The following is a 26,324-nucleotide window of genomic DNA, read 5'->3' on the forward strand; positions in this document are numbered from 1 at the left end:
GTGCTGGAGAGGGGGAAAGTTGGCGCCTGGCCCTAAGTCTATTGAATGACCGAACGCAACAGCTCACCAACGTTGCCACTCTGGGACGGCAATGCCAGCAGGGCAGGATCGGGCGACGTCGCCGTCAGGCTGGCCACCTGAAACTTGTCGCCAAAACGCAGAAGTCCGAGCCCCTGTTGCTCGAGCCTTGCCGCCACCGGGTCCGGTTGCCCCGACAGAATGCTCTGATAGCGGTCGACGACCCGTAAAAGTTCGATGACCTCCGGTCGCTGGCTGAGTACCAGTTCATCCTCTCGGCGATCGCCCTCCTGGGTAATCCAGTCAAGACGATAGACCTCGCCCTCGATGCCGGCGACGCTTTCCCGCGTGCCGACAGGCTCCAGCGACAGCACCTGCTGGGCCTGGTAACTGCCGAGGTCGGACAGGTCCTGGCCACCGAGTTGCCCGGCGATGGATTGAACATCGCGGATGCCCAGCACCACCGTCTGACCACCGAAGTTGGTGACAACGTGGCCCTTGCCGTCTCTCAACAGCAGATAGCCCTTGGCCGCGTGGCGGGGAAAGTCCAGGCGCAGTTGATCACCGATCCAGCGTGCGGTGACGGCGCTCTCGGGGTCGCCACTGCCATCGACCAGGGTGGCCTGGCCATCGGCCAGGGCGCTTGCAGACACACATAGCAGACAAGCCGCTAGCAGACGGCGCATCGATGATTCCTCATGGCATGAAGATAAAGGGGAAGGGTGGGGCAATGGCTCGCGCCAACAAGACGCGGCGCCCTGGCAGCATTGCCTTCCGGGGCGCCGTCCAGCACGGGCCAATCAGGAGAGTGACAGATGGCCATCGTCGATGATGCGGCGAATGGCCTGCAGCTCGTCGCAGGTGAAGTGTTCCAGTCGTCCCGACAGCAGATCACTGATCTTCTGCATGGGGAGACCCGCGCGGCGTGCGATCTCGCGGCTTCCGAGATCAGATACGGCGATAAGCCGCGTAACAATGCGCATCAGTCGTGTGCGCTGTTCCAGGTCCCTGACATCGAGGTCAGGGCATCGTCGAGGAGGCGGTTCGGAAGCGTCTGCTCGAGACAAGGAATCTGCGGTGCTCATGGTACTCCAATGGGCGTTTTCGACCCCTACAGCATGCAACCTTTTTTGCCCTCTTGCCAGTCCAATTTGGTGTCCGTTCTGGGCGTGGCGCAGCGACGAAAACTCCTCATTCCGCAGACGCCGCGGGAGACTGCGGCTAACGGCGATGGCGCCATCTGCAGGCCCTACAAACTTAGACCAAAGAGGTATAAACGAAGGCTGCGGACGGCAAACATCCTCATGATAAGTTGCACGCGCGATTGATAAATTCAACGGTGCGTCCTGTCCCCGGTCAACAATCACTGTTCTGCGGGAACGCACCACTGCGGCGAGAGGTTTATCTCATGGACAATAACAGCAATGGCGGAGCCCAGCTGAGCCGAGTGCTGGCCCGCAAGGACGTCCTGGCGCTGGCCTTCGGTGCCATGGTCGGCTGGGGCTGGATCGTATTGACGGGGGGCTTCATCACCTCGGCAGGAAGCCTTGGCGCCATACTGGCATTCGTGCTGGGCGGCATGGTGATCGTGCTGGTGGGGCTGACCTACTCTGAGCTCGCTTCGGCGATGCCCCAGGTCGGTGGTGAGCACGTCTACAGCTACCGTGCCCTGGGCCATTTTGCCTCCTTCCTGTGTACCTGGGCGATCGTGCTGGGTTATCTCAGCGTGGTGGCCTTCGAGGCGGTAGCGCTGCCCACCGTGGTCGAGCATCTGTTCCCCGGCTACGCCGTCGGTCACCTGTGGACCCCGGCGGGCTGGGACGTCAAGGCCACCTGGGTTGCCGTCGGTGTGGCCGGCTCGGTGGTCATGATGGCCATCAACTATGTTGGCGTGCGCACCGCGGCGCTGGTGCAGAAGGTGGTGACGCTGCTGATTCTGGCCGTCGGTGTGATGTTCATCACCGGCGCACTGTTCGAGGGTACCAGTGCTTCGTTGACACCGTTGTTCAACACCGAAGAGGGTGTGCTGGGCGGGATCACCATGGTGCTGATCATGGTTCCCTTCCTGTTTGTCGGCTTCGACGTCATCCCGCAGGCGGCGGAAGAGATCGACCTGCCGTTTCGCGAGATCGGTCGGGTTTTGATGCTGTCGGTGGTCCTGGCGGTGTTCTGGTACGCCTTCATCGTGCTGGGAACGGCATTGATGCTGCCCAAGGCGGAGCTCGAGAACAGCTCCCTGGCGGTACCTGACGCCATGGGGGCGGTGTTCAATACCCCCTGGGCGGCCAACCTGATGGTACTGGCGGGTATCGCCGGCATCCTGACCAGCTGGAACGCCTTCTACGTCGGTGGCTCTCGCGCCATCTATGCACTGGCCCACTGCGGCATGCTGCCGGCCTTTCTGGCCAAGCTGCATCCTCGTCACAGGACGCCGGTCAACGCCATCCTGTTGATGGGAGCCTTGTCGAGCCTGGCGCCTCTGCTGGGCCGCCAGGCCATGGTGTGGCTGGTGGTGGCCGGTGGTCTCGGCATCGTCATCGCCTACCTGTTCGTATCCATTTCGTTTCTGGTGCTTCGGCGCAAGGAGCCGGAACTCGAAAGGCCGTTCAAGGTCAGCCATCCTCGCCTGGTCGGTTGGCTGGCGGTGGTGCTGTCGCTGGGACTGATCGGGCTCTACCTGCCCGGCAGCCCCTCGGCGCTGTCACCCATCGAGTGGGGACTGTTCGCCGGCTGGATGGGCGCCGGGCTTTGCCTGTACCTGTGGTCCCGCCGCCGCTATGGCACGGCCTACAGCCAGCGACAGATGCGTCGTGAGCTGGAAGGCACCTGACGCCTTGACCGCAACGCCGGTCGGCGGCTTTGCCGGCCGGCGGACGCTTCAAGAACTCTGGACCTTGTTCCGAAAATCAGCACCCGGCGGCAGCCGGTTTTTTGTTGACCAAAAATGAAAATGTAGATATTTTTACAAAACGTCAAAACAATACGGAGCCCTGCCATGTCCATCCTTGCCTCTGCCCAGCTTCAGGATCGTGATGATCAGACCACCGCCCCTGGCGCACGCGATCCACGCGGGTTCACCCTGGTCCCGTCGACCTCTTCCGAGCGTCTGCAGGAGCTGCGTGTCGAGCGGTCGGTCGTCGCTGCCTTCCTCGACGCCTGTGCCGAATGGCCGATTCAGGCGCTGGAGTACAAGTCGATGCTGCGTTTTCGTGTCGCGGGAATACTCGATGAGCTGTGCGAGGGGACGCTCAGGCCGCGGCTGGCGAATATCCTGCTGGACCGTCGCCAGGGAGCACTGCAGGTCGTGCCGGAAGGGCTGGACCGGGTCGAGCAGGCCGAGGACATGGTCAAGTTTGCCACCGCCGTTGCCCACCTGATCGGACGATCCAACTTCGATGCCATGAGTGGTCAGTACTATGCCCGCTTCGTGGTCGAGAATGTCGACTCCTCCGACAGCTATCTGCGGGCGCCGCATCGGGTGATGGAGCTTCACAACGACGGCACCTTCGTCGAACAGGTCACCGACTACGTGCTGATGATGAAGATCGACGAGCAGCACATGGAAGGCGGCAACTCGCGGCTGCTCCATCTGGACGACTGGCACGAGCTGGAGCGGTTCTGCCGTCACCCGCTGGCGTTCAGTGAGATGCGCTGGTCGGCTCCGCCCAGCAAGAAGGTGGTGCGCGACGTCTTTCACCCGGTATTCGACGTCGACCGTGATGGCCGCCCGGTGATGGCCTACATCGATCAGTTCGTCCAGCCACGTGATCTGGAGGAGGGCAACTGGCTTTGCGAGCTGTCCGACTCGCTGGAGTCGAGCGACGGCGTCATTTCCCTGCCCAACCCGGTCGGCAGCTTCCTGCTGATCAACAACCACTTCTGGCTGCACGGTCGCGACAAGTTCGAGGCTCACCCGCAGCTCAGGCGCGAGCTGATGCGCCAGCGCGGTGTCTTCACCTGTGGCAGCACCCTGCGAGCGCGCCAGGGTTGAGGTGTCCTCCGGGGAAGAGGGGTGCAGCGGGGCACGGCCCGACGCGGTACTCTAGGGTGATGGGCCCCGCGATACCCGGCTGCCCACGATGTATCCGGTCCCGTCCCGGCGGCGGGGCAAGACCAAGGACAACGAGACCCCCATGTACGACTTCATCATCATCGGCGGTGGCATTCTGGGCATGTCCACCGCCATGCAGCTCAAGGACGCCTATCCTGAAAAGCGCATGCTGTTGCTGGAAAAGGAGGACGGTCCGGCTCGCCATCAGACCGGTCACAACAGTGGCGTGATACACGCCGGGGTCTACTACACACCGGGCAGCCTCAAGGCGCGCTTCTGTCTGGAAGGCAACCGTGCCACCAAGGCGTTCTGCGAGACCCACGGCATCGCCTACGACAGCTGCGGCAAGCTGCTGGTCGCCACCAACGAGGTGGAGTTGGGGCGGATGAAGGCCCTGTGGGAACGCACCGAAGCCAATGGGCTCGAGCGTGAATGGCTCGACGCCGGTGCCCTTGCAGAGCGTGAGCCCAACATCACCGGCGTCGGCGGCATCTTCGTGCCGTCCAGCGGTATTGTCGACTATGCCGAGGTCACTCGCGCCATGGCCGCCGAGTTCGAGCGACGCGGTGGCGAGATCCGCTACTCACGGGAGGTCACCGGGCTCGACGAACGTCGCCAGGAAGTGGTGGTGACCACCACCACCGAGACCTTCAGCAGTCGCTACCTGGTAAGTTGCTCGGGGCTGATGGCCGACCGGGTGGTGCGCATGCTGGGGCAGACCCCGAGCTTCACCATCTGTCCCTTCCGCGGGGAGTACTTTCAGTTGCCCGAGCACCGCAATGCCATCGTCAATCATCTGATCTACCCCATTCCGGACCCCAGCATGCCGTTTCTCGGCGTCCACCTTACCCGCATGATCGATGGCAGCGTGACGGTGGGGCCCAACGCCGTGCTGGCACTGGCCCGCGAGGGCTATCGCAAGCGTGATGTCTCGGCAGCGGATCTGGTCGGCATGGTCAGCCATCCGGGTATTCTCAAGGTGCTGTGGCGTCATCTGGGCCCTGGCATGCGCGAGATGAAGAACTCGCTGTCACGGCGTGGCTATCTGGAAGAGGTGCGCAAGTACTGCCCGAGTCTCACCCTCGATGACCTGAAGCCCTACCCGGCCGGGGTGCGTGCCCAGGCGGTGACACGAGACGGCAAGCTGGTTGACGACTTCCTGTTCGTCAACACGCCGCGCACCATCAACGTAGGCAATGCGCCATCGCCGGCGGCGACCTCGGCGTTGCCGATCGGTGCCCATATCGTCGCCAAGGTACGCGAGCAGGTCGACAGTCAACGCTGAGGCGTGAAAAGCCGGCGCGACGCCAGCTCCCTGAGAAGCGCGCCCTTCGGGGGTTCGACGGGCAGGATGGCGGGCCAGTGTCTCTAAGACCTTGTGAGAATTGCAGACAAAGATAAAAAACGTCGAAATGTCTGCAGTGGCAAGCGAGGCCGGCTCTTGCTAGCTTGCCTAGGCGATTGCTGTATCGACACTTCAATTCCGCACAATAAATTCTAAGCGGTTCCCACGAGGAACGGAGGAAGACCATGCGAGCACTGACCCTTGCCCTGACGGCATCCCTGCTGGTTGCCAGCCACAGCGCCGTGGCCCAGAGCCAGCTGTCGATCGCCACCGGTGGAACCGGCGGCACCTACTACCCCTACGGTGGAGGCCTGGCCGAGCTGATCAAGAAGCACGTCGACGGCTACGACGCCGTGGCTGAAGTGACCGGCGCCTCGGTGGAGAACATGGGACTGGTCTGGCGTGGTGACTCCGATCTGGCGCTGGCGCTGGCCGACACCGTCCACCAGGGCGCTACCGGTACCGGTGACTTCGAGGGGCGCAAGCTCGAGAACATTCGCGCCATCGCCTCCATCTATCCCAATGCGGTGCAGATCGTGACCATGGCCGACTCCGACATCGACTCGCTGGAGGACCTGGAAGGCAAGGTCGTGTCCGTGGGTGCGCCCGGCAGCGGCACCGAGCTCAACGCCCGCGCCATCCTCGAAGCCAACGGCATCAGCTACGACGACTTCGACCCGCGTCGCTTGAACTTCAACGAGACCGCCGACGCCCTGCGTGATGGCGATATCGATGCCGGTTTCTGGAGCGTGGGACCGCCCACCAGCTCGATTCTGAATCTGGCCACCACCAGCGATGTTCGGCTGATCGGCCTCAGCGACGAGGAAGTCGCCAAGGCGCGCAAGGACGAACCGGTGTTTGCACCCTATGAGCTCAAGGCCGGTCTCTACGAAGGCATGGAAGAAGCGGTGCAGACCCTTGGCGTACCCAACGTGCTGATCGCCAGCAGCGAGATGGACGAGGAGCTGGCCTACCAGATCACCAAGACCCTGTTCGAGCAGACCGACGAGCTGATCGCCATCCATCCGGCGGCCAATGACACCACCGTCGAGTTCTCGGTGAACTCCACACCCATCGCCTTCCACCCGGGCGCACTGCGCTACTACGAGGAAGTCGGTGCCGAGGTGCAGGACAAGCAGCGTCCCTGATGGCGGGGCGTCGATTCATGGCAGGGCGGGCCTCCGGGCTCGCCCTGCCTGCGCTTGGGCTGGTCACGCTGATGACTGTGGCGGGCGCTGGCCAGGCAAGTGATGCCGACTGCGATGCTCTATTTACCTTGAGCGTGCGCGACGCCGAGGGTGCAGCTCTGGTGGAACTGCCGATGCCCGATGGTGCCGGCTGGTGCCTGGCCTGGAACCACTCGGTAGAAGGCTTCGAGGTGCTCGACTGCTATCGCAACCTCGGCGGTGCCATGGTGCTTGAACGCAGTCACCTGCCGGACTTTGCCGCGGGCCTCGACCACGTGCCCGGGCGCGGACGCCAGGTCAGCGACGGTCAGGGCGGCTACTGGATCGAGGGCATCGACGAGCCCGTCCCCGGCAATCGCTATCGGCTGAGGGTCGGCGCCAAGCGCGTCGATCATCGCCTGGTCAGCCGTGGTGAGCCGACCCTGGAGACGTTGATCAAGGCTCGGGCCGACTGTCCGGACGGGGACTCCCTGGCCGTGCCGGCGGCCTCCACGCCCATCAGCCTGAGCGATCTGGCGGCGGGGCGTTTGGTCAGCGTTGGACTCGAGCGGCGCGACTAGCCTGTCGTTGGCCCAGGCTATCGAATAACGCCACCAACCGCGTGGGCACTTCGGCCCCTCGAGGGCCGGCGACCTGCGACTGCATTCCGAATTATGCCGACCGGCCAAGCGCCGGCAAGGCCTGACGAGAATCACGACAATGAGCGAAACGGCAGCTTCACCGGTGGTGCCTGGCAGCCAGGCCAACCACCCCAAGACCATACTATGGCTGATCACCCTGGTGGCGGTCGGCCTGTCGCTGTTCCAGCTCTACTCGGCGGGGATTCAGCCGCTGGGGCTGTTCTATCAGCGCAGCATCCACCTTGCGCTGGTGATGATGCTGGCGTTCCTGATGTTTCCGGTGTTCGGTCCCAAGCGTGACAGGGGCGTGCTGGGTGGGGCGATCGACCTTGTGTTCTTTACCGGAGCGATGATCACCGGCGGCTACATGGCGCTGTTTCTGGACGAGATCATCAATCGCGCCGGTTTCTGGAGCCAGACCGACATCACCGTCGGCATCATCGCCACCATCACGGTGCTGGAGGCCAGCCGTCGCGCGGTGGGTCTGGGCATGACCATCATCGGCCTGATCGCCATCCTCTACGCCTTTGCCGGGCCCCGTGGCGAGCTACCCTGGCTCGGCCAGTTCCTGCCTGGCATCCTCGAGCATCGCGGCTACAATCTTGATCGCCTGGTGGGCCAGCTTTACCTGGGGCAGGAAGGCATCTTCGGCCTGCCCATGGGGGTGGCCGCGACCTATATCTTCATCTTTGTGTTGTTCGGTGCCTTTCTCGAGATCACCGGGGCGGGCAAGTTCTTTATCGATCTGGCCTACGCCGCCACCGGACGCCAGCGTGGCGGGCCCGCCAAGGCCGCGGTCATCGCTTCCGCCGGCATGGGCTCGATCTCCGGCAGCGCCATCGCCAACGTGGTCACCACCGGCGCCTTTACCATCCCGCTGATGAAGCGCCTGGGCTACAAGCCCCACCAGGCCGGTGGCATCGAGGCGGCGGCGTCGACCGGTGGCCAGATCATGCCTCCGCTGATGGGGGCCGGTGCCTTCCTGATCGCCGAGTACACCCGGCTGCCGTATCTCGAGGTGGTCAAGGTCAGCATCCTGCCGGCCTTCATGTACTTCGCCACCGTCTATCTGTTCGTGCATATCATCGCCCTCAAGGAGGGCATGCAGGGCATGGCCAAGGACGAGCTGCCGCAGATGAGCGACGTGCTCAAGCACGGCTGGCACTTCCTGCTGCCGCTGGCGGTGCTGGTGTGGCTGTTGATGATGAACATGTCGCCGATGCGAGTGGGCTACTACGCCATCGTCTGCATGCTGCTGGTGGCGGTGCTGCGTTTTGCGGTGTGGTTCTTGTTCGTGGCGCCAGGCGAGGGGCAGCCGGTGACCGCCGAGCGTCTGGGGCTGGCCTGTCGCAACGGTCTGCTCAAGCTGATTGAAGGCCTCGAACTCGGTGCGCGCAACGCCGTGGCGGTGACCATGGCCTGTGCGGTGGCAGGGATCATCGTCGGGGTAGTGGGGCTGACCGGTCTCGGCCTCAAGTTCTCGGCCATGATGCTGGCTTTCTCGGGCGGTAACCTGCTGCTGGCGCTGATCATGGTGCTGCTGGCGAGTCTCGTGCTGGGCATGGGGCTGCCGGTGACGGCCAGCTATATCGTGCTGATCGTGCTGGTGGGGCCGGCGCTGGCCAATGAGTTCGGGGTGCCGTTGCTGATCGCCCACCTGGTGGTGTTCTGGTATTCCCAGGACTCCAACGTGACGCCGCCGATCGCGCTGGCCGGCTTCGCCGGGGCCGCCATCGCCGGGGCCAAGCCCATGGAGACCAGCTTCCAGTCGTGGAAGTTTGCCAAGGGCCTCTACCTGGTGCCGCTGTTCATGGTCTACAACCCCGAGATCATCGTCGGCGGGCCGGTCTGGCTGCTGATCTGGAAGGGCTTCACCGGGCTTCTGGCGTTGGGCGCCTTCGCCGCCACCCTGGAAGGCTATCTGTTCACCCGCATGGCGATCTGGCAGCGCGTGCTGCTGCTGCCGGCGATCGTCGGGGTGTTCCTGCCGTCGCTGGTGTTCGACGTCGCCGGTGCCGCCGTCATGCTGGCGATCATCAGCCTCAACTTCTGGCAGGCCCGCCGCTCGCCGGCAACAGCGTAGCGGCGCCAGGGCAGCCGCCAGCAGCGACAACGCCGTGCCCTTGGGCACGGCGTTGTCGTATCGGGAGGAGCCGGTCCGTCGAGGGCGCTCGCTTACTGCGGCTGGCTGGACGACGTCTCGGTATTGGCACCGGTGTCGGCATTTTCGCCGCTCGCCGCGGCGGCGCCCTGGCTGGGCTCCTGCATGCCGGCGGCCTGTTCGGCCACGGCGTCGGCCTCTTCCACGGCCTGCTTCTCGGCGGCGGTGGGTTCATCACCGCTGGACAGCAGCGCCTCCTGGGCCTTCTGCATGCTGTCGCTCTGGGCATTGCCGTCGGCACCCACCGGGCGCAGCACCACCGACACCGGCGGCTGGTCGGCGTCGGCACCGACTTCCACCGGAGTGGCTTCGGTACTGGTCCACACCAACTGACCTTCGTCGTTGCGGATCTCGCCACGCAGGCTGTGGGTGTGGCGCGGGTTCACCGCGTCGCTTGCGTAGCTCAGCGAGAAGTCGGTCGGTGCCTGGCGCTCGATGGTCACCGTGGTTTCGGCGATGGTCCGGGCCGGGGCGTCGGCGAGGGCAACGTCGTTGAGCAACACCGTGACCTCGGCGTTGTCGGGCAGGCTCTGGCCGGCCTCGGCGAAGCTCAGGGTACCGTCAAGCGTCATGTTCTGTGCCTGTTCGGTGGTGCTCTGCTGGCTGGCGTTCGAGCCCTCCTGCGCGGTGCTGGCGGTGCTCTGTCCCTCATCGCAACCGGCCAGCGCCAGGCCGGAGGTCAGGGCGGCAATAAGCAGCAGGGTCGGTTTCATGGCTCTCTCCTTGGGTGAGCGGGTCGTCCTGTCAGGCGGCGTGGAGTGTCGGCGATGGCCGCGACAGCAGCGTTACCCTAGCAGGCCAATGCGCAGTCAGGGTGAAAGGCGCTGTCGCTGGCTGGCGACGTCTCCGCATAGGGAGAGGTACTGCTCCCCCGGCTCTGCTAGACTATGCCGCTTCCCGATTGTTCCCTTGTCGTGGCGATTTCTTTGCCGCGGCGCCGTCGTTTCTTCGAGGAGTTGCCGATGTCATCCACTTCCCCAGCGCCCCGGGTCGGCGTGATCATGGGTTCCAAGTCCGACTGGCCGGTCATGGAACACGCCGTGACCATGCTCGAGCGCCTCGGCGTGAGCTACGAGACCCAGGTGGTCTCCGCCCACCGCACCCCGGATCTGCTGTTCGACTACGCCAAGGGTGCCGCCGAGCGTGGTATTCAGGTGATCATCGCCGGGGCCGGCGGTGCAGCGCACCTGCCCGGCATGGTCGCCTCCCAGACCGCGCTGCCGGTGCTCGGCGTGCCGGTGGAGTCCAAGGCGCTCAAGGGGCTGGATTCACTGCTGTCGATCGCCCAGATGCCGGGCGGCGTCGCCGTCGGCACCCTGGCCATCGGCAAGGCCGGCGCTACCAATGCTGGCCTGCTGGCAGCCCAGATCGTGGGGCTCGGGGACAGCCAGGTTCGCGAGGCCGTCGAGGCCTTCCGCGCCGAGCAGACCCAGACCGTGCTCGACAATCCCGATCCTCGTCCGCCCGAGTCTCGCCAGGGCTGAACGGCGTCGTGTACCCGCAGGAAAACAGGAGCAAGTCATGAAGATTGGCGTTCTCGGGGCCGGACAGCTCGGCCGTATGCTGGCGCTGGCCGGCTATCCGCTGGCCAACCGGTTCCGCTTTCTCGATACCACCGGCCACCCCAGCGCCGGGATCGGCGAGGTGATGATCGACACCGACCAGAAGCACGTCCAGAGCTTCCTCGAAGACGTCGACCTGGTCACCTACGAGTTTGAGCACCTGCCGGTGTCGTTGGTCCAGGCGATCGAAGCCGAGAAACCGGTCTACCCCGGCAGTGAGGCGATCCGGGTGTGTCAGAATCGTGCCGAGGAGAAGGCGCTGTTCGATCGACTGGGTATTCCGACGCCGGCCTATCGCCTGGTGGACAGCGCCGAGTCGCTGGAAGCCGCCGCTCGTGAGCTGGGCACGCCGGTGGTGGCCAAGTCGATCACCGAGGGCTATGACGGCAAGGGGCAGGCGGTGCTGAAGGACCCGGCGGAAGCTGCCGATGCCTGGAAGCGCATCAATCACCCGCGGTTGATCGTCGAGTCCTTCGTCGACTTCGTGCGCGAGGTGTCGATCATCGCCGTGCGCGGACGCGACGGTGAGGTGGTGTTCTATCCCATGGCGGAAAACGTCCATGTCGATGGCATCCTGCGTTACTCGCTGGCGCCGATGCCGGATCTCGACGATAGCGTCCAGCACACCGCCGATGAATACATCCGGGCGCTGCTGGATGAGCTGGACTATGTCGGTGTGCTGACCCTGGAGCTGTTCCAGTGCGCCGACGGCAGCCTGCTGGCCAACGAGATGGCACCGCGAGTGCACAACTCCGGCCACTGGACCATGGATGGTGCGGTGACCAGCCAGTTCGAAAATCATCTGCGTGCCATCCAGGGCCTGCCGCTCGGGGACACCAGTGCCCGGGCGCCGACCTGCATGGTCAACGTGATCGGACGCGAGCCCGAGCCGAGCCAGGTGCTGGCCATGCGCGACGCCCACCTGCATCGCTACGACAAGAGCGAGCGCGCCGGTCGCAAGCTTGGTCACATCAACCTGGTCGCCGACGATCACGCGAGCCTGCTCAAGCGGGTGCGCGAATGCGCCGCCCTGGTGCCGGACGCCCCCGAAGTGCGCTTCAGCTTCGAAGACTGAGCCAGGCGCTGTTTCGCTCCCTCCACGACGGGCCCCAACACGGGGCCCGTCGTTGTTTCGGGGTGGCGATGACGCCACCGCGGCGCTAGAGTAGTTGATGCGCTCTGTATACAAAAATAAGTAATGAGGTGTTCGATGATTCGTAAAGTTGGATACATGGCGGCGCTGTGTGGTCTCTCGCTTTCGCCTTCCCTGGCCGTGGCGGATGCCTTCGAGGTGGCCATGCTATTGCCGGGGCAGAAGGATGACGGCGGCTTCATGGAGGCGGGTTACCGTGGACTCGAGCGCATCGAGGCCGAACTTGGCGCCGGGATCAGCTACGAGGATGGGATAAGCGCCGGAGCCCGACGCGCTTGAGGCCGCCCTGCGGCGATTGGCGGATGCCGGGCCGGACCTGATCATCGCCCACGGCGGTCAGAATTCCGAGGCGGTGATGACGGTGGCCGCGGACTATCCCGAGGTGCTGTTCTCCGTCACCCAGGGGGATGTCACCGGCGACAATGTGTCGAGCTATGAAGTCCTTCAGGAGCAGTCCGCCTGGCTCGCCGGTGCAGCGGCGGGTCTGCTGACTCAAAGCGGCGTGGTGGGCCATATCTCGGGGATTCGCGTCACTCCGGGTCTCAAGGGTCGCGGGGGCTTCTACCACGGTCTGCAGCATACCCGGCCGGACGCCGACTTCCTCACCATCTTCGCCGGCGATCAGGACGATGTGTCACTGGCCCATGACGTGGCCAGCGCCCAGATCGAGGCCGGTGCCGATATCATCTTCACCATGTTGAATGCGGGTCGCCAAGGGGCCATCGACGCGATGCACGAGGCCGAAGGCGTTTGGCAGTTCGGCAATGTGCGCGAGTGGCATGAGGACTACCCGGAGGTGTTCGCCGGCTCCGCCATCGCCAACGTGTCCATGGCAGGTTTTGTAGCTGCCGAGGCGGTCAAGCAGGGCAGCTGGAGCTCGGGTGAGGTGGTGCGTATCGGCCTGGAGAACCCGGAGGCGGTGCGTCTGTCGCTGGCGCCCTGGGTCGAGGACGACATCGTCGCCGAACTCGATCGCCTCGCCGCCGAGATCGTCGAAGGAAGCATCGAGGTACAGACGTCCTACGACGGCGAGGAATTCTCCCTGTAGCAGGGGGCATGTCGAGGGAGCAAGTCTCTCGCTGCTCAATAGTGGATCAGCACCACGCAAGAAGGCGGCCGCAAGGCCGCCTTCTTCGCTGTGTATCGGGTTCCTGCCCGGTCCATCGATCCGGTCAGCCCATCAGCAGGGCACTGGCCATCCCGCCACCAACCACCAGCAGCACAAACAGGATCAGGGCGAGCAGAAAGGGCTTCACGCCGAGCGCCTTGAGGCGAGACATCCGGGTGTTGATGCCAAGCGCGGCCATGGCCATGGTCAGGGCGATCTGGCCGGCCAGCACCAGACCCGAGTGCAGCGGCGCGGGCAGGGTGACGACGCTGTTGACGCCGACCATGGCGATAAAGCCGAGGGCAAACCAGGGGATCACCAGCTTGGCCTTGTGTGCGCCCTGAGCGCCGGCCTCGGCGCCTTCCTGGGTCGGCTGACGCAGCCACCATTGGCCGACCACCAGCAGGAAGGGCACCAGCAGCATCACCCGCACCAGCTTGACGATGACCGCGTTGGCCAGGGCATCCGGGCCGACGGCGTCGCCGGCGGCGACCACCTGGGCCACCTCATGCACGGTAGCGCCGATATAGACCCCGAACAGTCCCTCGTCCATGCCCAGCCACGGATACAGCAGCGGGTAGGTCAGCATGGCCAGGGAGCCGAACAGCACCACCGTGGCCACCGCCATGGACGCCGCTGCCGGCTTCGAGCGAATGGTCGACTCGGTGGCGAGCACCGCAGCGGCGCCGCAGATGGCGCTGCCGGCACTGGTCAGCAGGGTGGTCTCGCGATCCATGCCGAGCCCCCGGGTGCCGATCTGGTAGCCGACCAGCAGTACCGCGGTGATGATCAGCGCGTCCAGCAGCAGCACCTTGGGCCCGAGTCCGACCACCTGAGCGAAGGTCAGCGACAGGCCGAACAGCACGATGCCGCCGCGCAGCAGCCAGCGGGTAGCGAAGGCGAGCCCCGGCTGGGCGCCCTCGACGGTGCGCTTGAGCGGCAGATTGCCGACCACGATGCCCAGCAGCAGGGCGAACACCAGCGGACTCACGCCTGCGTCGGCGATACCGGGCAGTCGGCTGATGGCCTGCCCGGCCAGCGTCAATAGTGCGCATAGCGCAAGTCCTTGCCACATGAGCGGATCTCCTCTTCGTGTCAGGGTATCGCCGCTACCGGCTCGTCTGGGTGGAGCCTGAGGCGTCGGTTCGATAGGGAGATTCTAGGCGTGGATATGCCAGATGATTATCGTGTAATAACGAAACCTGTTATAAGCTGAGCCGATATAGGAGCCGTTGTCGTTTCCCCGCCATCTTCCCTGCAACCGTCGAGCACCGTGATGAGTTTCTCGCCAGACAGTCCCACCCGCTCCCATATCACCCTGCGCCAGCTCGAGGTCTTCGTGGCGGTGGCCCGGCTGGGAACCGTCAGCGCCGCGGCCAGACAACTGAGCCTGTCCCAGTCGGCGACCAGCCAGGCGCTGGCGGACCTGGAGCGTCAACTTGGTGTCACCCTGTTCGAACGCCCGGGACGGCGGCTTGGCCTGAACGACATGGGCCATCGACTGCTGCCGCGCGCCGAACAGCTGCTGGATGATCTGGGCGAGCTGATCGCCGCCGCCGAGGAACCGGGAGACGAGCTCCACGGCAGCCTGGCGATCTCCGCCAGCGCCACCATCGGCACCTATCTGTTGCCGCCGCTGGCCGGGGAGTTCGGCGGACTGCATCCGGGGGTCGACCTGCGCCTGAGGCTTCGCAATACCGGCGAGGTGATCTCCGAGGTACAGCGCTTCGACGCCGACCTGGGGATGATCGAGGGGCGCTGTCACGAGCCGGGACTCGCCAGCGAAGTGTGGTGCGAAGATCATATGGTGATTGTCTGCGCGCCCGGACATCCGCTGGTGGCCAAGGGCCGGGTCGAGGACGCTGATCTGGTCGAGCAGTCGTGGATCCTGCGCGAGATCGGCTCCGGCAGCCGGGAGGTGCTCGAGGCGGCGGTGCTGCCCCGGGTGCCGAGGCTCAAGGTACGCATGGAGCTGGGGCAGCACGAGGCGATCAAGCAGGCTGTGGCGGCGGGCCTGGGACTGGGTTGCCTGTCGCACCTGAGCGTGCGGGGAGAGCTCGAGCGAGGGGAGTTGCTGGCGCTGTCACATGACCTGCCGCTGACCCGCCACTTCTCGCTGGTGTGGCATCCGGACCGCTACCGCAGCCCGGCCTGGCAGGCCTTCAAGGTCTTCTTGATGGAACAGAGAAGCCGCTTCGCGCAGCCGGTGCAGGACGCCTAGAGGATCTGGACGTTGCCGGTCCACAGCAGGATGGCGGCGATCACCGCGAAGTGGGCCTGGGGGTATCAAGAGCAGGCGAGCCACCTTGGCGGGTTCTTTGACCGTTGCCGGTGCCGTTACATTATCTGAGCGTTGCCGGTCCACAGCAGAATGGCGGCGATCACCGCGCTTTCGGGTTCACATTATCTGGGCGTTGCCGGTCCACAGCAGGATGGCGGCGATCACCGCGAAGTGGGCCTGGGGGTATCAAGAGCAGGCGAGCCACCTTGGTGGGTTCACATTATCTGGGCGTTGCCGGTCCACAGCAGGATGGCGGCGATCACCGCGAAGTGGGCGGGATACCACGCGAGCCACATCCGCCGCGGCATGACGATGCCGGGCGCGCGGCATAGCCGGTGAGCACCAGCGGCCAGCAGCAGCACCGCCAGGACCGTGGCCACGGTCACCGACTTGGCCATGTCGGAGCTGTTCATCATGCCTGCCACCAGCAGCAGCGGCAGGCAGCCGACCACCGCCAGCAGGCGCGAGAGCAGGGCGTCGTCGGTACGATGGAGCTGGCCCATGCCAAGCATGAAAAACGGCACCAGCAACAGGCCATGGTGGCCGTATTCGACCCAGAAGCCGGCAAAGTACCAGCCGGTTGCCACGCCGAGGGTCTCCAGCGCCAGGCGTACATGGCCCAGCTCTCCGGCCTCCTGTCGCCGGGTCAGTTGCTCAAGCCAGTGTCCGGCCATCAGCCCGAGCGCCAGGGTAAAGCAGATGTTGAGCTGAAACAGCGCCTCGCGGGGCATCAGTTGGTAGGGTAACTGGGCCAGCAGACCGATGATCATCACCCGGCGCGCGTAGCGCAGCGGATCACGGGTATTGAACAGCCCGTGCCAGGCGACCATGCCGGCGAACAGTGGAAAGGCGATACGGCCCACGCTCGAATCGACCCAGCCAAGGTGCCAGGCGTCGGTGGCCAGGTAGCGTGCCAGGTGGTCCAGGGTCATGGTGACAAGCGCGATCCACTGGCCCCAGCCGGTCCAGTGGGAGGACGGTCGTTCGTGGTAGCTGGCGCTGGCGACGTAGGTCATCGGACTTCCCTGTTGTTCGGCTTGCCAGGGTAGACTTGTGCCGGGCCGACAAGTTCCGCAGGAGTCAGAGTAGAGCTTCGACACCGACCAGGATCAGCACCGGGTCAAGGATCTCTGCGACAGCCCCTGCAAGAGCCGACAACAGCGCCGAGACAATAACAACATCACCACCGAGGAGACGCCATGAAGAATGGCTTCGGCTTCGACCTGCGCAGTATGGAAATCTTCGTCGAGACCCTGGAACGCGGTAGCCAGAGCGCCGCCGCCGAGGCGCTCGGCCTGACCCAGTCGTCGGTGTCGCATTGCCTGGCGACCCTCGAAGAGAGCCTGGGGCTGGCGCTGTTCGAGCGCCGCTCGCGGCCGCTGGAGCCCACCAGCGCCGGGCGCTTCTTTTATGACCGTGCCCGCCGTCTGCTGGGCGAGGCCCGGGATACCCGCCGCGAACTGATCACCGGCGCCTTCGGTCAATTGCATCAGATGCGCCTGGCGCTGGTGGATTCGCTGGCCACCGCCGTGGGCAAGCCGCTGATCGATGTCATCCGCCGCCACACCCGTGACTACACCCTGACCACCGGGCTTTCGCACATGCACGGCCACTCGTTGCTGACGCGGCATGTGGACGTGATCATCTCCGACGATCGGCTGGAAAACTACGACGGCCTGGAGCGTCACAGGGTGCTGGACGAGCCCTTTGTGCTGGTGTTGCCGGCGAGTTGGACGGGGCCTGCTGACAATCTGCGCTGGCTATCGCGTCAGCTCGACTTCGTGCGCTACGTGCCACAGTCGCTGATCGGCCAGAGTATCGAGCGCCACCTGCGCCTGGCCGGTGTGGAGCTGCCGGCGCGGCTGCACCTGGACAACACCTGCGCCTTGCTCAAGGCGGTGAGCGACGGCGTCGGCTTTACCGTGACGACCCCGCTGTGCCTGTATCAGGCGGGGCTCGATCAGCTCAGGGTGCGTATCGAAGCGCTGCCGCTGGCGCCGCTCAAGCGCTCGTTGACGCTGGTCGCCAGGCGCGACGAACTCGGTGGCTTGCCTGGGCAGCTGGCGCGGGACGCCCGCCGCCTGCTGGACGGCGACTTTCGTGCCACGCTCACCGAGGAGCTGCCCTGGGTCGAGGAGCAGATCGTCACTTCCGTCTGAGAATCTTCCCGGCGATGGCCAGTTGCATGGCCGGTTTCGGTGCAGTGGCTGCTTTTCTCTGCACTTTGCTTGAGCAGTATCGAAAGCTTCGATAGTCATCACGTCGTTGAAGTCGATGCAACTGGCACGTCCGGCCAGGCTGGGCCAAGACTCAGGAGATTCCTCTTGTGTCCGGGAGCGCCCATGCCGGCAGCCATTCGTCTCTACGTCCGCTACGTGGACCGATTCAATCGGCGTATCGGTCGTATCGTCATGTACCTGATCTTCGTGATGATCGGGGTCCTGCTCTACGCCTCGCTCTCGCGCACCCTGTTTGATCGGCCGTTGATCTGGGGCGTCGAGGTCTCTCAGTTCCTGATGGTCGCCTACTTTCTGCTGGGCGGCGCCTACTCCATGCAGCTCGACGACCATGTGCGCATGGACCTCTTCTATACCCGACTATCGCCACGGGCCAAGGCCATGAGCGACGTCCTGACCATGCTGCTGTTGCTGGTGTTCCTCGCCACCCTGCTGGCCGGCGGCATCTCCAGCACCAGCTACGCGATCAAGTACGGCGAGACCAACTACAGCTCCTGGGCGCCGCCGCTGGCGCCGATCAAGATCATCATGACCCTGGGGGTAGCGCTGATGCTAGCCCAGTGCCTCTCGACCCTGTTCAAGGATATCGCCGTGCTGAGAGGACACCCGCTCGAGCAGACCGAGGGGGATAAGGACGGCAGGGAAGAGCAGGACCGGAAGGACGGGGAGGGCGATCGATGAGCTATGAAATGATCGCGCTTACGCTGCTCTTGTCGAGAGCGTCGATGATGTTGCTGTTTCTAAGCCAGAGCCAGAGCCAGAGCCAGGGACGGAGGGCGATCGATGAGCTATGAAATGATCGCGCTTATGCTGCCCTTGTCGAGAGCGTCGATGATGTTGCTGTTTCTAAGCCAGAGCCAGGGACGGAGGGCGATCGATGAGCTATGAAATGATCGCGCTGACGATGTTCTCTTCGATGATGTTGCTGCTGTTGACCGGACAGCGGGTGTTCGGCGTCATCGGCTTCGTCGGCGCGGCGGCGGCGCTCTTGCTGTGGGGCGATGGCGGCATGGAGATGCCGTTCAGCGCTGCCATCCAGTTGATGAACTGGTATCCGCTGTTGACCCTGCCTTTGTTCATCTTCATGGGTTACATGCTCTCGGAGTCGGGCATCGCCTCCGAACTCTACGAGATGTTCCACGTATGGATGGGCGGGCTCAAGGGCGGGCTCGCCGTCGGTACCATCGGCCTGATGGTGGTGGTCTCGGCGATGAATGGACTGAGTGTGGCCGGCATGGCCATCGGTGCCACCATCGCCCTGCCGGAACTGCTGCGCCGGGGCTACGACAAGATCATGGTCACTGGGGTGATCCAGGCCGGAAGCTCGCTTGGCATCCTGGTGCCGCCCAGCGTGGTGCTGGTGCTCTACGGCATGATCGCGCGACAGCCGGTCAGCCAGCTGTGGCTTGCCGGCGCCATCCCCGGGTTGATCCTGGCTGCGATGTTCGTCATCTACATCGTGGTGCGTTGTCGCCTGCAGCCGAGCCTGGGGCCGGCGCTGCCGCCGGAGGAGCGCAACCTGTCCACCGCCGACAAGCTGAAGCTTCTGCGCGCGGGCATCATGCCGCTGGCAATCTTCTTCTTCATGACCGGGCTGTTCGTGATGGGCGTCACCAGCCTGGTCGAGAGCGCCGCGGTGGGGGCGCTGTCGGCGACCCTGGCGGCGGCGTTCAAGCGCCGTCTGACGCTGGCGGTAATCGAAACCACGGTGCGCCGCTCGCTCGGCATCACCTGCATGTTCATGTGGATCATCCTGGCGGCGCTGTGCTTTGGCGCGGTGTTCGACGGTCTCGGCGCGGTGCGCGCCATCGAGTCAGTATTCCTCGACCAGTTCGGCCTCACCCCCTGGCAGATCCTGGTGATGATGCAGCTGTCCTACATTCTGCTCGGCATGTTCCTCGACGACACCGCCATGCTGGTGATCGTGGCGCCGCTGTACGTGCCGCTGGTGATCACCCTGGGCTTCGACCCGATCTGGTACGGAGTGCTCTACACCATCACCGTGCAGATCGCCTACATGACCCCACCGTTTGGCTACAACCTCTTTCTGATGCGCGCCATGGCCCCGCCGGAGATCAGTCTCGGCGACATCTACCGCAGCGTCTGGCCATTCGTCGCCATCATGCTGGCGGGGCTTGCGCTGATCACCGCATTTCCCGAGCTGGCGCTATGGCTGCCGGGTCTGTTCAGGGACTACTGAGGCAGGACTGTCGCGGTCTTGGCCCGGCAGGCAGGGATGTGAAGCAAGGAGCTTTAAAGAAGGCAGGAGAAGACGACCACAGGCGTCCTTTACGGACGCAACGTCAGGCAACAACAACGAAAACGGGAGAGAACGGATGACCAATCGTCGCGACTTCCTCAAGAAGGCCGGTGTCGCCACCGCCGCCACCGTGGGGGCGGGCACCCTGGCCGCCCCCTACGTCCACGCCCAGTCGAAGACACCGATCCGCTGGCGACTGCAGACCTACGCAGGGCCAGCCCTGGCGGAGCACGTGATCAAGCCCTCCATCGAGGCCTTCAACAAGGCCGCCAACGGCGAGATGGAGATCGAGCTGTACTTCTCCGACCAGCTGGTGCCCACCGGCGAGCTGTTCCGAGCGATGCAGCGGGGCACCATCGACGCGGTGCAGAGCGACGACGACTCGATCAACGCCCCGGTCGATGTCTCGGTGTTCGGCGGCTACTTCCCGTTCGCCTCGCGCTATAGCCTGGACGTGCCGACCCTGTTCAACCACTACGGCCTCAAGGAAATCTGGGAGGAGGCCTACGGCGAGATCGAGGGAGTGACCTGGCTCGGCTCCGGCAGCTGGGACCCCTGCAACTTTGTCACCCGGGAGCCGATCCGCAGCATCAAGGACCTGGAGGGCAAACGGGTCTTCACCTTCCCCACCGCCGGGCGCTTCCTGACCCGCTTCGGGGTGGTGCCGGTGACCCTGCCCTGGGAGGACATCGAGGTCGCCATGCAGACTCGTGAACTCGACGGCATCGCCTGGGCCGGCATCACCGAGGCCTACACCGTGGGCTGGGCGGACGTCTCCAGCTACTACCTGACCAACAATATTTCCGGCGCCTGGGCCGGCTCCTACTTCGCCAACAGCGAGCGCTGGAACGAGCTGCCGGATCACCTGAAGACGCTGTTCAGAATGTGCATGGACAGCTCTCACTACTATCGTCAGCACTGGTACTGGTGGGGCGAGGCCCACTACCGCACCCAGGGCGGCAAGCTGGAGCTGACCTCGATCCCGGAAAGCGAGTGGCAGACTATCGAGGACGAGGCGCTGAGCTTCTGGGACGAGATCGCAGGCCAGAGCGAGCGCAACGCCAAGGTGGTGCAGATCCTCAAGGACTATCGTCAGACCATGCAGCAGGCGGGACCTCCCTACCGCTACAGCTGACACTCTCGGTAGATATCGGGCGTTGCGGGCCGGCTCGGCAATCAAGGTCGGCCCTTTGTTTCTTCGCCCTTGTTCCTTCGCCCATGAGGAGGGTGATCGATGTCAGGACTCAATCCCAGGGACGTGCGCACGGCGGATGACGCCCGCCGGGTGGTCGAGGCGCGCAACCTCTCCCACGTCAAGATCGGTTTCCTCGATCTGGACGGGGTGATGGTCGGCAAGTACATGCACCGCGACAAGTTCTTTGCCGCCCTCGACGGCGGCTTCGCCTTCTGCGACGTGGTGCTGGGCTGGGACAGCAAGGACGAGCTGTACGACAACACGCGCTACACCGGCTGGCACACCGGCTATCCCGACGCCCAGTTGCGCGTGCTGCCGGAGAGCTGTCGCGAGGTACCCTTTGAAGGCGACATGCTGCTGTTCATGGCCGAATTCACCGAGCGGGCCGAGGCGATCTGTCCGCGTGGCCTGCTGCGGCGAGTGCTGGGCCGGGCCGCCGAGATGGGCTTCTCGGTACACGGCTCGCTGGAGTATGAATTCTTCATGTTCCAGGAGACGCCGGAATCGGTGCGCGAGAAGGGCTTTCGCAACCTGCGCCCGCTGACCCCGGACATGATGGGCTACTCCATGCTCAGGAGTTCGGTACATGCCGAGCTCTACCACGAGCTGCTGGAGCTGTCCCAGCGCATGGACTTCCCCATCGAGGGGCTGCACACCGAGACCGGGCCAGGCGTGCTCGAGGCCGCCATCGGCGTCGACGAGGCGCTGGCCGCCGGCGACAAGGCGGCGCTGTTCAAGACCTTCACCAAGGTGTGGGCCCAGCGACGCGGCCTGATGGCCACCTTCATGGCCAAGTGGTCGCCGGACTATCCCGGCCAGAGCGGCCATATCCACCTGTCGATGAAGCACCTCGAGAGCGGCGAGTCGGCCTTCTACGACGCCGACGCCGAGCACTCCATGAGCGCCATCCAGCGTCACTTCGTCGCCGGCCAGCAGCGGCTGATGCCGGAGTTTCTGGCCATGTTCGCCCCCACCATCAACAGCTACACCCGGCTGATTCCCGGCTTCTGGGCGCCGACGGACGCCACCTGGGGCGTCGAGAATCGCACCACCGCCCTGCGCGTGATCCCCGGCAGCGCCAAGTCCCAGCGGGTCGAATACCGGCTCGGCAGCGCCGACGCCAATCCCTACCTGGCGCTGGCCGCCGCCATCGGTGCCGGCCTTTATGGTATCGAGCAGGGGCTCGAGCCCGATACCGCGGTCACCGGCAACGCCTACGAACTCGATCACCCCGAGCACCAGGCGCTGCCGCGAACCCTGTGGGAGGCGGCACAGCGGCTCAAGGCATCGACGCCTGCGCGCGGGCTCTTCGGCGACGACTTCGTCGAGCACTTTGCCGCCACCCGGGAGTGGGAGGAACGCGAATTCCGCCGGCATATCACTGACTGGGAGCTCGATCGCTACTTCGAGATCATCTGACGCGGATGCCCGGCATCATGCCGATCGACGGACGATAGAACGGCATCGAGATCATCTGACGCGGATGCCCGGCATCCCGGCATCCCGCCAACCGACAGACGAGAGAACTGCATGGCCATTCAACAGACGATATCGCCGGTGGACGGCTCGGTGTACGTGGAGCGCGAGCAGGCCGGCGCGGCCGAGATCGAAACGGCCCTGGCCCGCGCGGTCGAGGCCCAGCAGGACTGGCGCGAACGTGACGTCGCCGAGCGCTGCCGCCTGTGCAGTGCGATGGTGGACGCCTTCGTCGCCCGGCGCGATCAGCACGCCGAGGAGCTGTGCTGGCAGATGGGCCGGCCCATTTCTCAGGGCGGCGGGGAAATCGGCGGCTTCGAGGAGCGCGCCCGGGCGATGATCGCCATGGCGCCTGAGGCGCTCTCGCCCCTGCGCCTGGCCGACAAGCCCGGCTTTACCCGCTATATTCGCCGCGAACCGCTGGGCGTCTCGCTGATCGTCGCGCCCTGGAACTTCCCCTACATGACCGCGGTGAACGCCGTGGTGCCGGCGATCCTCGCCGGCAATGCGGTGATCCTCAAGCACTCCGCCCAGACCCCGCTGTGTGCCGAGCGCATGGTCGAGGCCGCCCGAGAGGCGGGTATCCCCGAGGGGGTGTTCCAGTACCTGCACCTGAGCCACCAGGCCACCGAGACCCTGATGGGGGACCCTCGCATCGACCATGTGTCCTTCACCGGCTCGGTGGGCGGTGGTCGCACCGTCGAAGCCGCCACCGCCGGGCGCTTTATCGCCACGGCGCTGGAACTCGGCGGCAAGGACGCCGCCTATGTGCGCGCCGACGTCGACCTGGACAGCGCGGTGGAAGGGGTGATGGATGGCGCCTTCTTCAACTCGGGCCAGAGCTGCTGTGGCATCGAGCGGATCTACGTCGAGCGCGCCATCTTCGATGACTTCGTCGAACGGGCGGTGGCCTGGCTCAAGCAGCTCAGGCTCGGCAACCCCTGCGACCCGTCTACCAGCCTTGGACCGGTGGTCAAGCCCGCCGCCGCCGACTTCGTGCGGGGCCAGGTGGAGGCCGCGGTGGCCGCCGGCGCCCGCGCCTGGATCGACCCCGGCGACTATCCGCTGTCGCGCCCCGGCAGCGCCTATCTGGCGCCACAGCTGTTGACCGGGGTCGACCACAGCATGGCGGTGATGCGCGAGGAGAGCTTCGGCCCGGTGGTCGGGGTGATGGCGGTGGAGGGCGACGACGAGGCCATCGCCTTGATGGATGACTCCGAGTTCGGCCTGACCGGGGCGATCTTCACCCGCGACCTGGTCGCCGGCGAAGCGCTGGCCGCGCGGCTTCAGGTGGGCACCGCCTTCGTCAATCGCTGCGACTATCTGGACCCGGAGCTGGCCTGGACCGGCGTCAAGCATTCGGGGCGCGGCTGCTCGCTGTCGCGGCTCGGCTTCGACAGCCTGACCCGGCCCAAGTCTTTCCATCTGAAACACGCCTGAGGCAACCATGAGCGATATCAGCCGCTACACCACCAGCTGGAACTACCCCTCGGCCATCCTCACCGGCGCCGGTCGAATTCGTGATCTGCCGGCGCAGTGCCGAGAGCTTGGCATGACGGCGCCGTTGTTGATCACCGATCCGGGGCTCGCGGCGCTGCCGATGGTGCGCGAAGTGCTCGATCACTGCGCCGGCGAAGGACTCAGGGCGGGGCTGTTTGCCGAGATCAAGGGCAATCCCACCGGTGCCAACGTCATCGCCGGCGTCGACGCCTTCCGCCAGGGGGAACACGACGGCGTGATCGCCTTCGGCGGAGGCTCCGGACTCGACGCGGCCAAGGCGGTGGCGCTGATGGCCAATCAGCGCGACGGCCTGTCGCTGTGGTCGCTGGAGGACGTCGGCGACAACTGGAAGAACGCCGACGGCGACGCCATCGTGCCGCTGGTGGCGGTGCCGACCACCGCCGGTACCGGCTCGGAGGTGGGACGCGCCTCGGTGATCACCGACGAGGCCGAGCGGGTCAAGCGCATCATCTTCCACCCCGGCATGGTGCCGGTTCGGGTGATCCTGGACCCGACCCTGACCGTGGGCCTGCCCCCTGCGGTTACCGCCGCTACCGGTATGGATGCCCTGTCCCACTGTCTGGAGGCCTGGTGCGCGCCGGGCTATCACCCCATGGCCGAGGGCATCGCGGTGGAGGGCATGCGCCGGGTCCGCGACTATCTGCCCCGGGCCTACGCCCACGGCGACGACCTTGAGGCCCGGCTCAACATGCTGGTGGCATCGAGCATGGGCGCCACCGCCTTCCAGCGGGGGCTCGGCGCCATGCATGCCCTGGCCCATCCACTGGGGGCGCTGTACGACGCCCACCATGGCACCTTGAACGCCATCCTGATGCCCTATGTGCTCAAGGCCAACGAGCGCGTCATCGGTGAGCCCATGGTGCGCCTGTGTCGCTATCTCGATATTCGCCAGCCGGGCACCTCAAGTGCCATCGACTGGGTGCTCGAGCTGCGCGAGCGGCTCGCGATCCCCCACGACCTGGCGGCCATCGGCATCGATGACGCCGAGGCGGTGAAGATCGGCGAAATGGCGGTGGTCGACCCGTCCGCGGCCAGCAATCCCATCGCCTTTACGGCCGAGGATTATCAACGCATCTTCCTGGCGGCCCAGCAGGGCCGGCTATAGCGCTTGGTATCGCGTTGGTATAGCGCCCGGCCCCGCCCGATGACTTAGCCCTGGCGGCGCCCGGGTCGTCTCTGGCAAGGTGGCCGGCCAGCGTCAAGGGAGTACTGGTGATGGAGAACATCATGCGAATCGGTCTACTGCAGTGCGACGACGTGGCGCCGGAGCTGATCGACGCCCACGGCAACTATCCGGCCATGTTCGAGGCGCTGCTGGCGCCGGCGGCCTTTTCCCTGGGGGTCAGCCTCGAGTGGCAGGTCTACCGTTGCCTGGACGGCGAGATTCCCGATGACGTCGAGGCAGTGGACGCCTGGCTGACCACCGGCTCGAAGTTCGGGGTCAACGACGGCCACGCCTGGATCGCCCGGCTTGAGGACTTCGTGCGCGCGCTCTATCGCGCCGAGAAGCCGCTGGTGGGGGTGTGCTTCGGTCATCAGTTGATCGTCAAGGCGTTGGGCGGCGAGGTGATCAAGAGTCCCAAGGGCTGGGGCGTGGGGCTTTCCAACAATCGGGTCGGCGAGCGCGAGCCCTGGATGACCCCCTGGCAGCATGACCTCGACCTGCTGGTCAGCCACCAGGATCAGGTCGAGACGCTGCCCGAAGGCGCCTCGACCCTGGGCGGCAGCGGCTTCTGCCCCCACTACCTGATCCGCGTCGGCCGCTGCTTTCTCGGCGTCCAGGGCCACCCCGAGTTTCGCCCCGACTACTCCCGCGACCTGATGCACCTGCGCCAGGGCCTGGTCGGGGAAGAACGGGTACGCCAGGGCCAGGCCTCGCTGGCCGGACGTATCGACGACGGCGTGATGGCCGAGTGGATACTGCGTTTCATGCGCGAGGCGATGGCGGTCAGGGAGGGGTGACGAGACGCAAGATGGAGGCCATTATTTGGTGGTGGCAGCCAAGGCACCTGGCAAGCATTAGTTTCGGCAACGAGTGCGTTGTGGGTGAACGAACCTTCTTGTCCTTTTTTGTCCATACATTTAAAGCATGATCATCGACTTCGATACGGGGAAGAGCGCTTGGAATGCCAGAGAGCGCGGCCTGCCC

At 65.1% G+C, this 26,324-nt stretch carries 24 protein-coding genes; 19 read left to right on the forward strand and 5 right to left on the reverse strand.

From position 1 onward, the window contains the following. Window positions 1–38 precede the first annotated feature (38 nt). Together KUW00_RS21230 and KUW00_RS21235 are read right to left on the reverse strand one after the other, a co-directional pair. Window positions 39–704, reverse strand: coding sequence for a hypothetical protein (locus KUW00_RS21230; protein ID WP_045992818.1), 666 nt, complete (start codon window positions 702–704; stop codon window positions 39–41). A 114-nt stretch (window positions 705–818) separates the two neighbouring features. After that, window positions 819–1,103, reverse strand: coding sequence for an XRE family transcriptional regulator (locus KUW00_RS21235; RefSeq protein WP_071211119.1), 285 nt, complete (start codon window positions 1,101–1,103; stop codon window positions 819–821). A 323-nt stretch (window positions 1,104–1,426) separates the two neighbouring features. Between KUW00_RS21235 and KUW00_RS21240 the strand changes: the two genes are divergently transcribed. The 6 genes from KUW00_RS21240 to KUW00_RS21265 all read left to right on the forward strand — a co-directional run bounded on the left by KUW00_RS21240 (window position 1,427) and on the right by KUW00_RS21265 (window position 9,304). Then, complete coding sequence (locus KUW00_RS21240) at window positions 1,427–2,848, forward strand: APC family permease (RefSeq protein WP_222570075.1); 1,422 nt, start codon at window positions 1,427–1,429, stop codon at window positions 2,846–2,848. Between the two features lie 165 nt (window positions 2,849–3,013). Then, entirely contained in the window at window positions 3,014–4,009 is a 996-nt protein-coding gene (gene glaH, locus KUW00_RS21245; RefSeq protein ID WP_083970404.1) for a glutarate dioxygenase GlaH, read from the forward strand. A 142-nt stretch (window positions 4,010–4,151) separates the two neighbouring features. Continuing rightward, on the forward strand, window positions 4,152–5,354 hold the full coding sequence (gene lhgO, locus KUW00_RS21250; RefSeq protein ID WP_108132390.1) for an L-2-hydroxyglutarate oxidase: 1,203 nt from the start codon (window positions 4,152–4,154) through the stop codon (window positions 5,352–5,354). Window positions 5,355–5,599: 245 nt separating this feature from the next. Then, the gene (locus KUW00_RS21255) at window positions 5,600–6,562 is read left to right on the forward strand and encodes a TAXI family TRAP transporter solute-binding subunit (protein ID WP_222570076.1); all 963 of its coding nucleotides are present in this window, start codon (window positions 5,600–5,602) and stop codon (window positions 6,560–6,562) included. Then, entirely contained in the window at window positions 6,562–7,161 is a 600-nt protein-coding gene (locus KUW00_RS21260) for a DUF1850 domain-containing protein (protein WP_222570077.1), read from the forward strand. The genes KUW00_RS21255 and KUW00_RS21260 overlap by 1 nt, the downstream gene beginning before the upstream one ends. 139 nt (window positions 7,162–7,300) lie before the next feature. Next, window positions 7,301–9,304, forward strand: coding sequence for a TRAP transporter permease (locus KUW00_RS21265; protein WP_108448224.1), 2,004 nt, complete (start codon window positions 7,301–7,303; stop codon window positions 9,302–9,304). Window positions 9,305–9,396: 92 nt separating this feature from the next. Here KUW00_RS21265 and KUW00_RS21270 read toward each other — a convergent pair whose 3' ends face one another. After that, entirely contained in the window at window positions 9,397–10,095 is a 699-nt protein-coding gene (locus KUW00_RS21270; RefSeq protein ID WP_222570078.1) for a YbaY family lipoprotein, read from the reverse strand. A gap of 249 nt (window positions 10,096–10,344) precedes the next feature. Between KUW00_RS21270 and purE the strand changes: the two genes are divergently transcribed. The 4 genes from purE (at window position 10,345) to KUW00_RS21290 (ending at window position 13,145) form a co-directional block, all read left to right on the forward strand. Further along, window positions 10,345–10,866 (forward strand): 5-(carboxyamino)imidazole ribonucleotide mutase, encoded by a 522-nt coding sequence (purE, locus tag KUW00_RS21275; protein WP_045992811.1) that lies wholly within the window; start codon window positions 10,345–10,347, stop codon window positions 10,864–10,866. Window positions 10,867–10,903: 37 nt separating this feature from the next. Next, a complete protein-coding gene (locus tag KUW00_RS21280) occupies window positions 10,904–12,019 on the forward strand; it encodes a 5-(carboxyamino)imidazole ribonucleotide synthase (protein ID WP_045992810.1) in 1,116 nt (371 codons plus the stop codon). A 135-nt stretch (window positions 12,020–12,154) separates the two neighbouring features. Beyond that, on the forward strand, window positions 12,155–12,376 hold the full coding sequence (locus KUW00_RS21285) for a hypothetical protein (RefSeq protein ID WP_222570079.1): 222 nt from the start codon (window positions 12,155–12,157) through the stop codon (window positions 12,374–12,376). 7 nt (window positions 12,377–12,383) lie between these two features. Further along, window positions 12,384–13,145, forward strand: a complete 762-nt coding sequence (locus KUW00_RS21290; RefSeq protein WP_261392336.1) for a BMP family protein — start codon at window positions 12,384–12,386, stop codon at window positions 13,143–13,145. Between the two features lie 124 nt (window positions 13,146–13,269). Here the strand turns inward: KUW00_RS21290 and KUW00_RS21295 are convergent, their stop codons facing one another. After that, window positions 13,270–14,280: a YeiH family protein gene (locus KUW00_RS21295; RefSeq protein WP_222570081.1), complete on the reverse strand. Its 1,011-nt coding sequence runs from the start codon at window positions 14,278–14,280 to the stop codon at window positions 13,270–13,272. Between the two features lie 201 nt (window positions 14,281–14,481). On the opposite strand from KUW00_RS21295, the gene KUW00_RS21300 reads away from it, so the two are divergent. Next, window positions 14,482–15,426: a LysR substrate-binding domain-containing protein gene (locus tag KUW00_RS21300; protein WP_222570082.1), complete on the forward strand. Its 945-nt coding sequence runs from the start codon at window positions 14,482–14,484 to the stop codon at window positions 15,424–15,426. 275 nt (window positions 15,427–15,701) lie between these two features. On the opposite strand, the gene KUW00_RS21305 is transcribed toward KUW00_RS21300, so the two are convergent. After that, complete coding sequence (locus KUW00_RS21305) at window positions 15,702–16,502, reverse strand: TraX family protein (RefSeq protein ID WP_108132396.1); 801 nt, start codon at window positions 16,500–16,502, stop codon at window positions 15,702–15,704. Window positions 16,503–16,685: 183 nt separating this feature from the next. Between KUW00_RS21305 and KUW00_RS21310 the strand changes: the two genes are divergently transcribed. The 8 genes from KUW00_RS21310 (at window position 16,686) to KUW00_RS21345 (ending at window position 26,137) form a co-directional block, all read left to right on the forward strand. Continuing rightward, a complete protein-coding gene (locus KUW00_RS21310) occupies window positions 16,686–17,645 on the forward strand; it encodes a LysR family transcriptional regulator (RefSeq protein ID WP_045992806.1) in 960 nt (319 codons plus the stop codon). A gap of 183 nt (window positions 17,646–17,828) precedes the next feature. Next, on the forward strand, window positions 17,829–18,404 hold the full coding sequence (locus tag KUW00_RS21315) for a TRAP transporter small permease subunit (protein WP_108132397.1): 576 nt from the start codon (window positions 17,829–17,831) through the stop codon (window positions 18,402–18,404). Window positions 18,405–18,600: 196 nt separating this feature from the next. Beyond that, on the forward strand, window positions 18,601–19,923 hold the full coding sequence (locus KUW00_RS21320) for a TRAP transporter large permease subunit (RefSeq protein WP_045992804.1): 1,323 nt from the start codon (window positions 18,601–18,603) through the stop codon (window positions 19,921–19,923). 136 nt (window positions 19,924–20,059) lie between these two features. Continuing rightward, window positions 20,060–21,118: a twin-arginine translocation signal domain-containing protein gene (locus KUW00_RS21325; RefSeq protein WP_045992803.1), complete on the forward strand. Its 1,059-nt coding sequence runs from the start codon at window positions 20,060–20,062 to the stop codon at window positions 21,116–21,118. 99 nt (window positions 21,119–21,217) lie between these two features. Further along, window positions 21,218–22,597 carry a glutamine synthetase family protein gene (locus KUW00_RS21330; RefSeq protein WP_108448232.1) on the forward strand — a complete coding sequence of 460 codons (1,380 nt, stop codon included), beginning with the start codon at window positions 21,218–21,220 and terminating at the stop codon, window positions 22,595–22,597. 111 nt (window positions 22,598–22,708) lie between these two features. Next, window positions 22,709–24,094 carry an aldehyde dehydrogenase family protein gene (locus KUW00_RS21335; protein WP_222570083.1) on the forward strand — a complete coding sequence of 462 codons (1,386 nt, stop codon included), beginning with the start codon at window positions 22,709–22,711 and terminating at the stop codon, window positions 24,092–24,094. 7 nt (window positions 24,095–24,101) lie between these two features. Beyond that, the gene (locus tag KUW00_RS21340; protein WP_222570084.1) at window positions 24,102–25,280 is read left to right on the forward strand and encodes an iron-containing alcohol dehydrogenase; all 1,179 of its coding nucleotides are present in this window, start codon (window positions 24,102–24,104) and stop codon (window positions 25,278–25,280) included. A 122-nt stretch (window positions 25,281–25,402) separates the two neighbouring features. Further along, window positions 25,403–26,137, forward strand: coding sequence for a glutamine amidotransferase-related protein (locus KUW00_RS21345; protein WP_108132551.1), 735 nt, complete (start codon window positions 25,403–25,405; stop codon window positions 26,135–26,137). The last annotated feature ends 187 nt before the right edge of the window (window positions 26,138–26,324 follow it).

It is taken from the genome of Halomonas sp. DP5N14-9, from assembly GCF_019802175.1.
GTDB classification, from domain to species: Bacteria; Pseudomonadota; Gammaproteobacteria; order Pseudomonadales; family Halomonadaceae; genus Halomonas; species Halomonas litopenaei.

Excerpts from the sequence above, each read along its gene's own strand:
- KUW00_RS21295 (WP_222570081.1), bottom strand. The coding sequence starts at position 14,280 with ATGTGGCAAGGACTTGCGCTATGCGCACTATTGACGCTGGCCGGGCAG.
- KUW00_RS21345 (WP_108132551.1), top strand. The coding sequence starts at position 25,403 with ATGCGAATCGGTCTACTGCAGTGCGACGACGTGGCGCCGGAGCTGATC.
- KUW00_RS21300 (WP_222570082.1), top strand. The coding sequence starts at position 14,482 with ATGAGTTTCTCGCCAGACAGTCCCACCCGCTCCCATATCACCCTGCGC.
- lhgO (WP_108132390.1), top strand. The coding sequence starts at position 4,152 with ATGTACGACTTCATCATCATCGGCGGTGGCATTCTGGGCATGTCCACC.
- KUW00_RS21280 (WP_045992810.1), top strand. The coding sequence starts at position 10,904 with ATGAAGATTGGCGTTCTCGGGGCCGGACAGCTCGGCCGTATGCTGGCG.
- KUW00_RS21235 (WP_071211119.1), bottom strand. The coding sequence starts at position 1,103 with ATGAGCACCGCAGATTCCTTGTCTCGAGCAGACGCTTCCGAACCGCCT.
- KUW00_RS21305 (WP_108132396.1), bottom strand. The coding sequence starts at position 16,502 with ATGACCTACGTCGCCAGCGCCAGCTACCACGAACGACCGTCCTCCCAC.
- KUW00_RS21260 (WP_222570077.1), top strand. The coding sequence starts at position 6,562 with ATGGCGGGGCGTCGATTCATGGCAGGGCGGGCCTCCGGGCTCGCCCTG.
- KUW00_RS21335 (WP_222570083.1), top strand. The coding sequence starts at position 22,709 with ATGGCCATTCAACAGACGATATCGCCGGTGGACGGCTCGGTGTACGTG.
- KUW00_RS21240 (WP_222570075.1), top strand. The coding sequence starts at position 1,427 with ATGGACAATAACAGCAATGGCGGAGCCCAGCTGAGCCGAGTGCTGGCC.
- KUW00_RS21320 (WP_045992804.1), top strand. The coding sequence starts at position 18,601 with ATGAGCTATGAAATGATCGCGCTGACGATGTTCTCTTCGATGATGTTG.
- KUW00_RS21265 (WP_108448224.1), top strand. The coding sequence starts at position 7,301 with ATGAGCGAAACGGCAGCTTCACCGGTGGTGCCTGGCAGCCAGGCCAAC.
- KUW00_RS21330 (WP_108448232.1), top strand. The coding sequence starts at position 21,218 with ATGTCAGGACTCAATCCCAGGGACGTGCGCACGGCGGATGACGCCCGC.
- KUW00_RS21285 (WP_222570079.1), top strand. The coding sequence starts at position 12,155 with ATGATTCGTAAAGTTGGATACATGGCGGCGCTGTGTGGTCTCTCGCTT.
- KUW00_RS21315 (WP_108132397.1), top strand. The coding sequence starts at position 17,829 with ATGCCGGCAGCCATTCGTCTCTACGTCCGCTACGTGGACCGATTCAAT.
- glaH (WP_083970404.1), top strand. The coding sequence starts at position 3,014 with ATGTCCATCCTTGCCTCTGCCCAGCTTCAGGATCGTGATGATCAGACC.
- KUW00_RS21230 (WP_045992818.1), bottom strand. The coding sequence starts at position 704 with ATGCGCCGTCTGCTAGCGGCTTGTCTGCTATGTGTGTCTGCAAGCGCC.
- KUW00_RS21255 (WP_222570076.1), top strand. The coding sequence starts at position 5,600 with ATGCGAGCACTGACCCTTGCCCTGACGGCATCCCTGCTGGTTGCCAGC.
- KUW00_RS21310 (WP_045992806.1), top strand. The coding sequence starts at position 16,686 with ATGAAGAATGGCTTCGGCTTCGACCTGCGCAGTATGGAAATCTTCGTC.
- KUW00_RS21325 (WP_045992803.1), top strand. The coding sequence starts at position 20,060 with ATGACCAATCGTCGCGACTTCCTCAAGAAGGCCGGTGTCGCCACCGCC.
- purE (WP_045992811.1), top strand. The coding sequence starts at position 10,345 with ATGTCATCCACTTCCCCAGCGCCCCGGGTCGGCGTGATCATGGGTTCC.
- KUW00_RS21340 (WP_222570084.1), top strand. The coding sequence starts at position 24,102 with ATGAGCGATATCAGCCGCTACACCACCAGCTGGAACTACCCCTCGGCC.
- KUW00_RS21270 (WP_222570078.1), bottom strand. The coding sequence starts at position 10,095 with ATGAAACCGACCCTGCTGCTTATTGCCGCCCTGACCTCCGGCCTGGCG.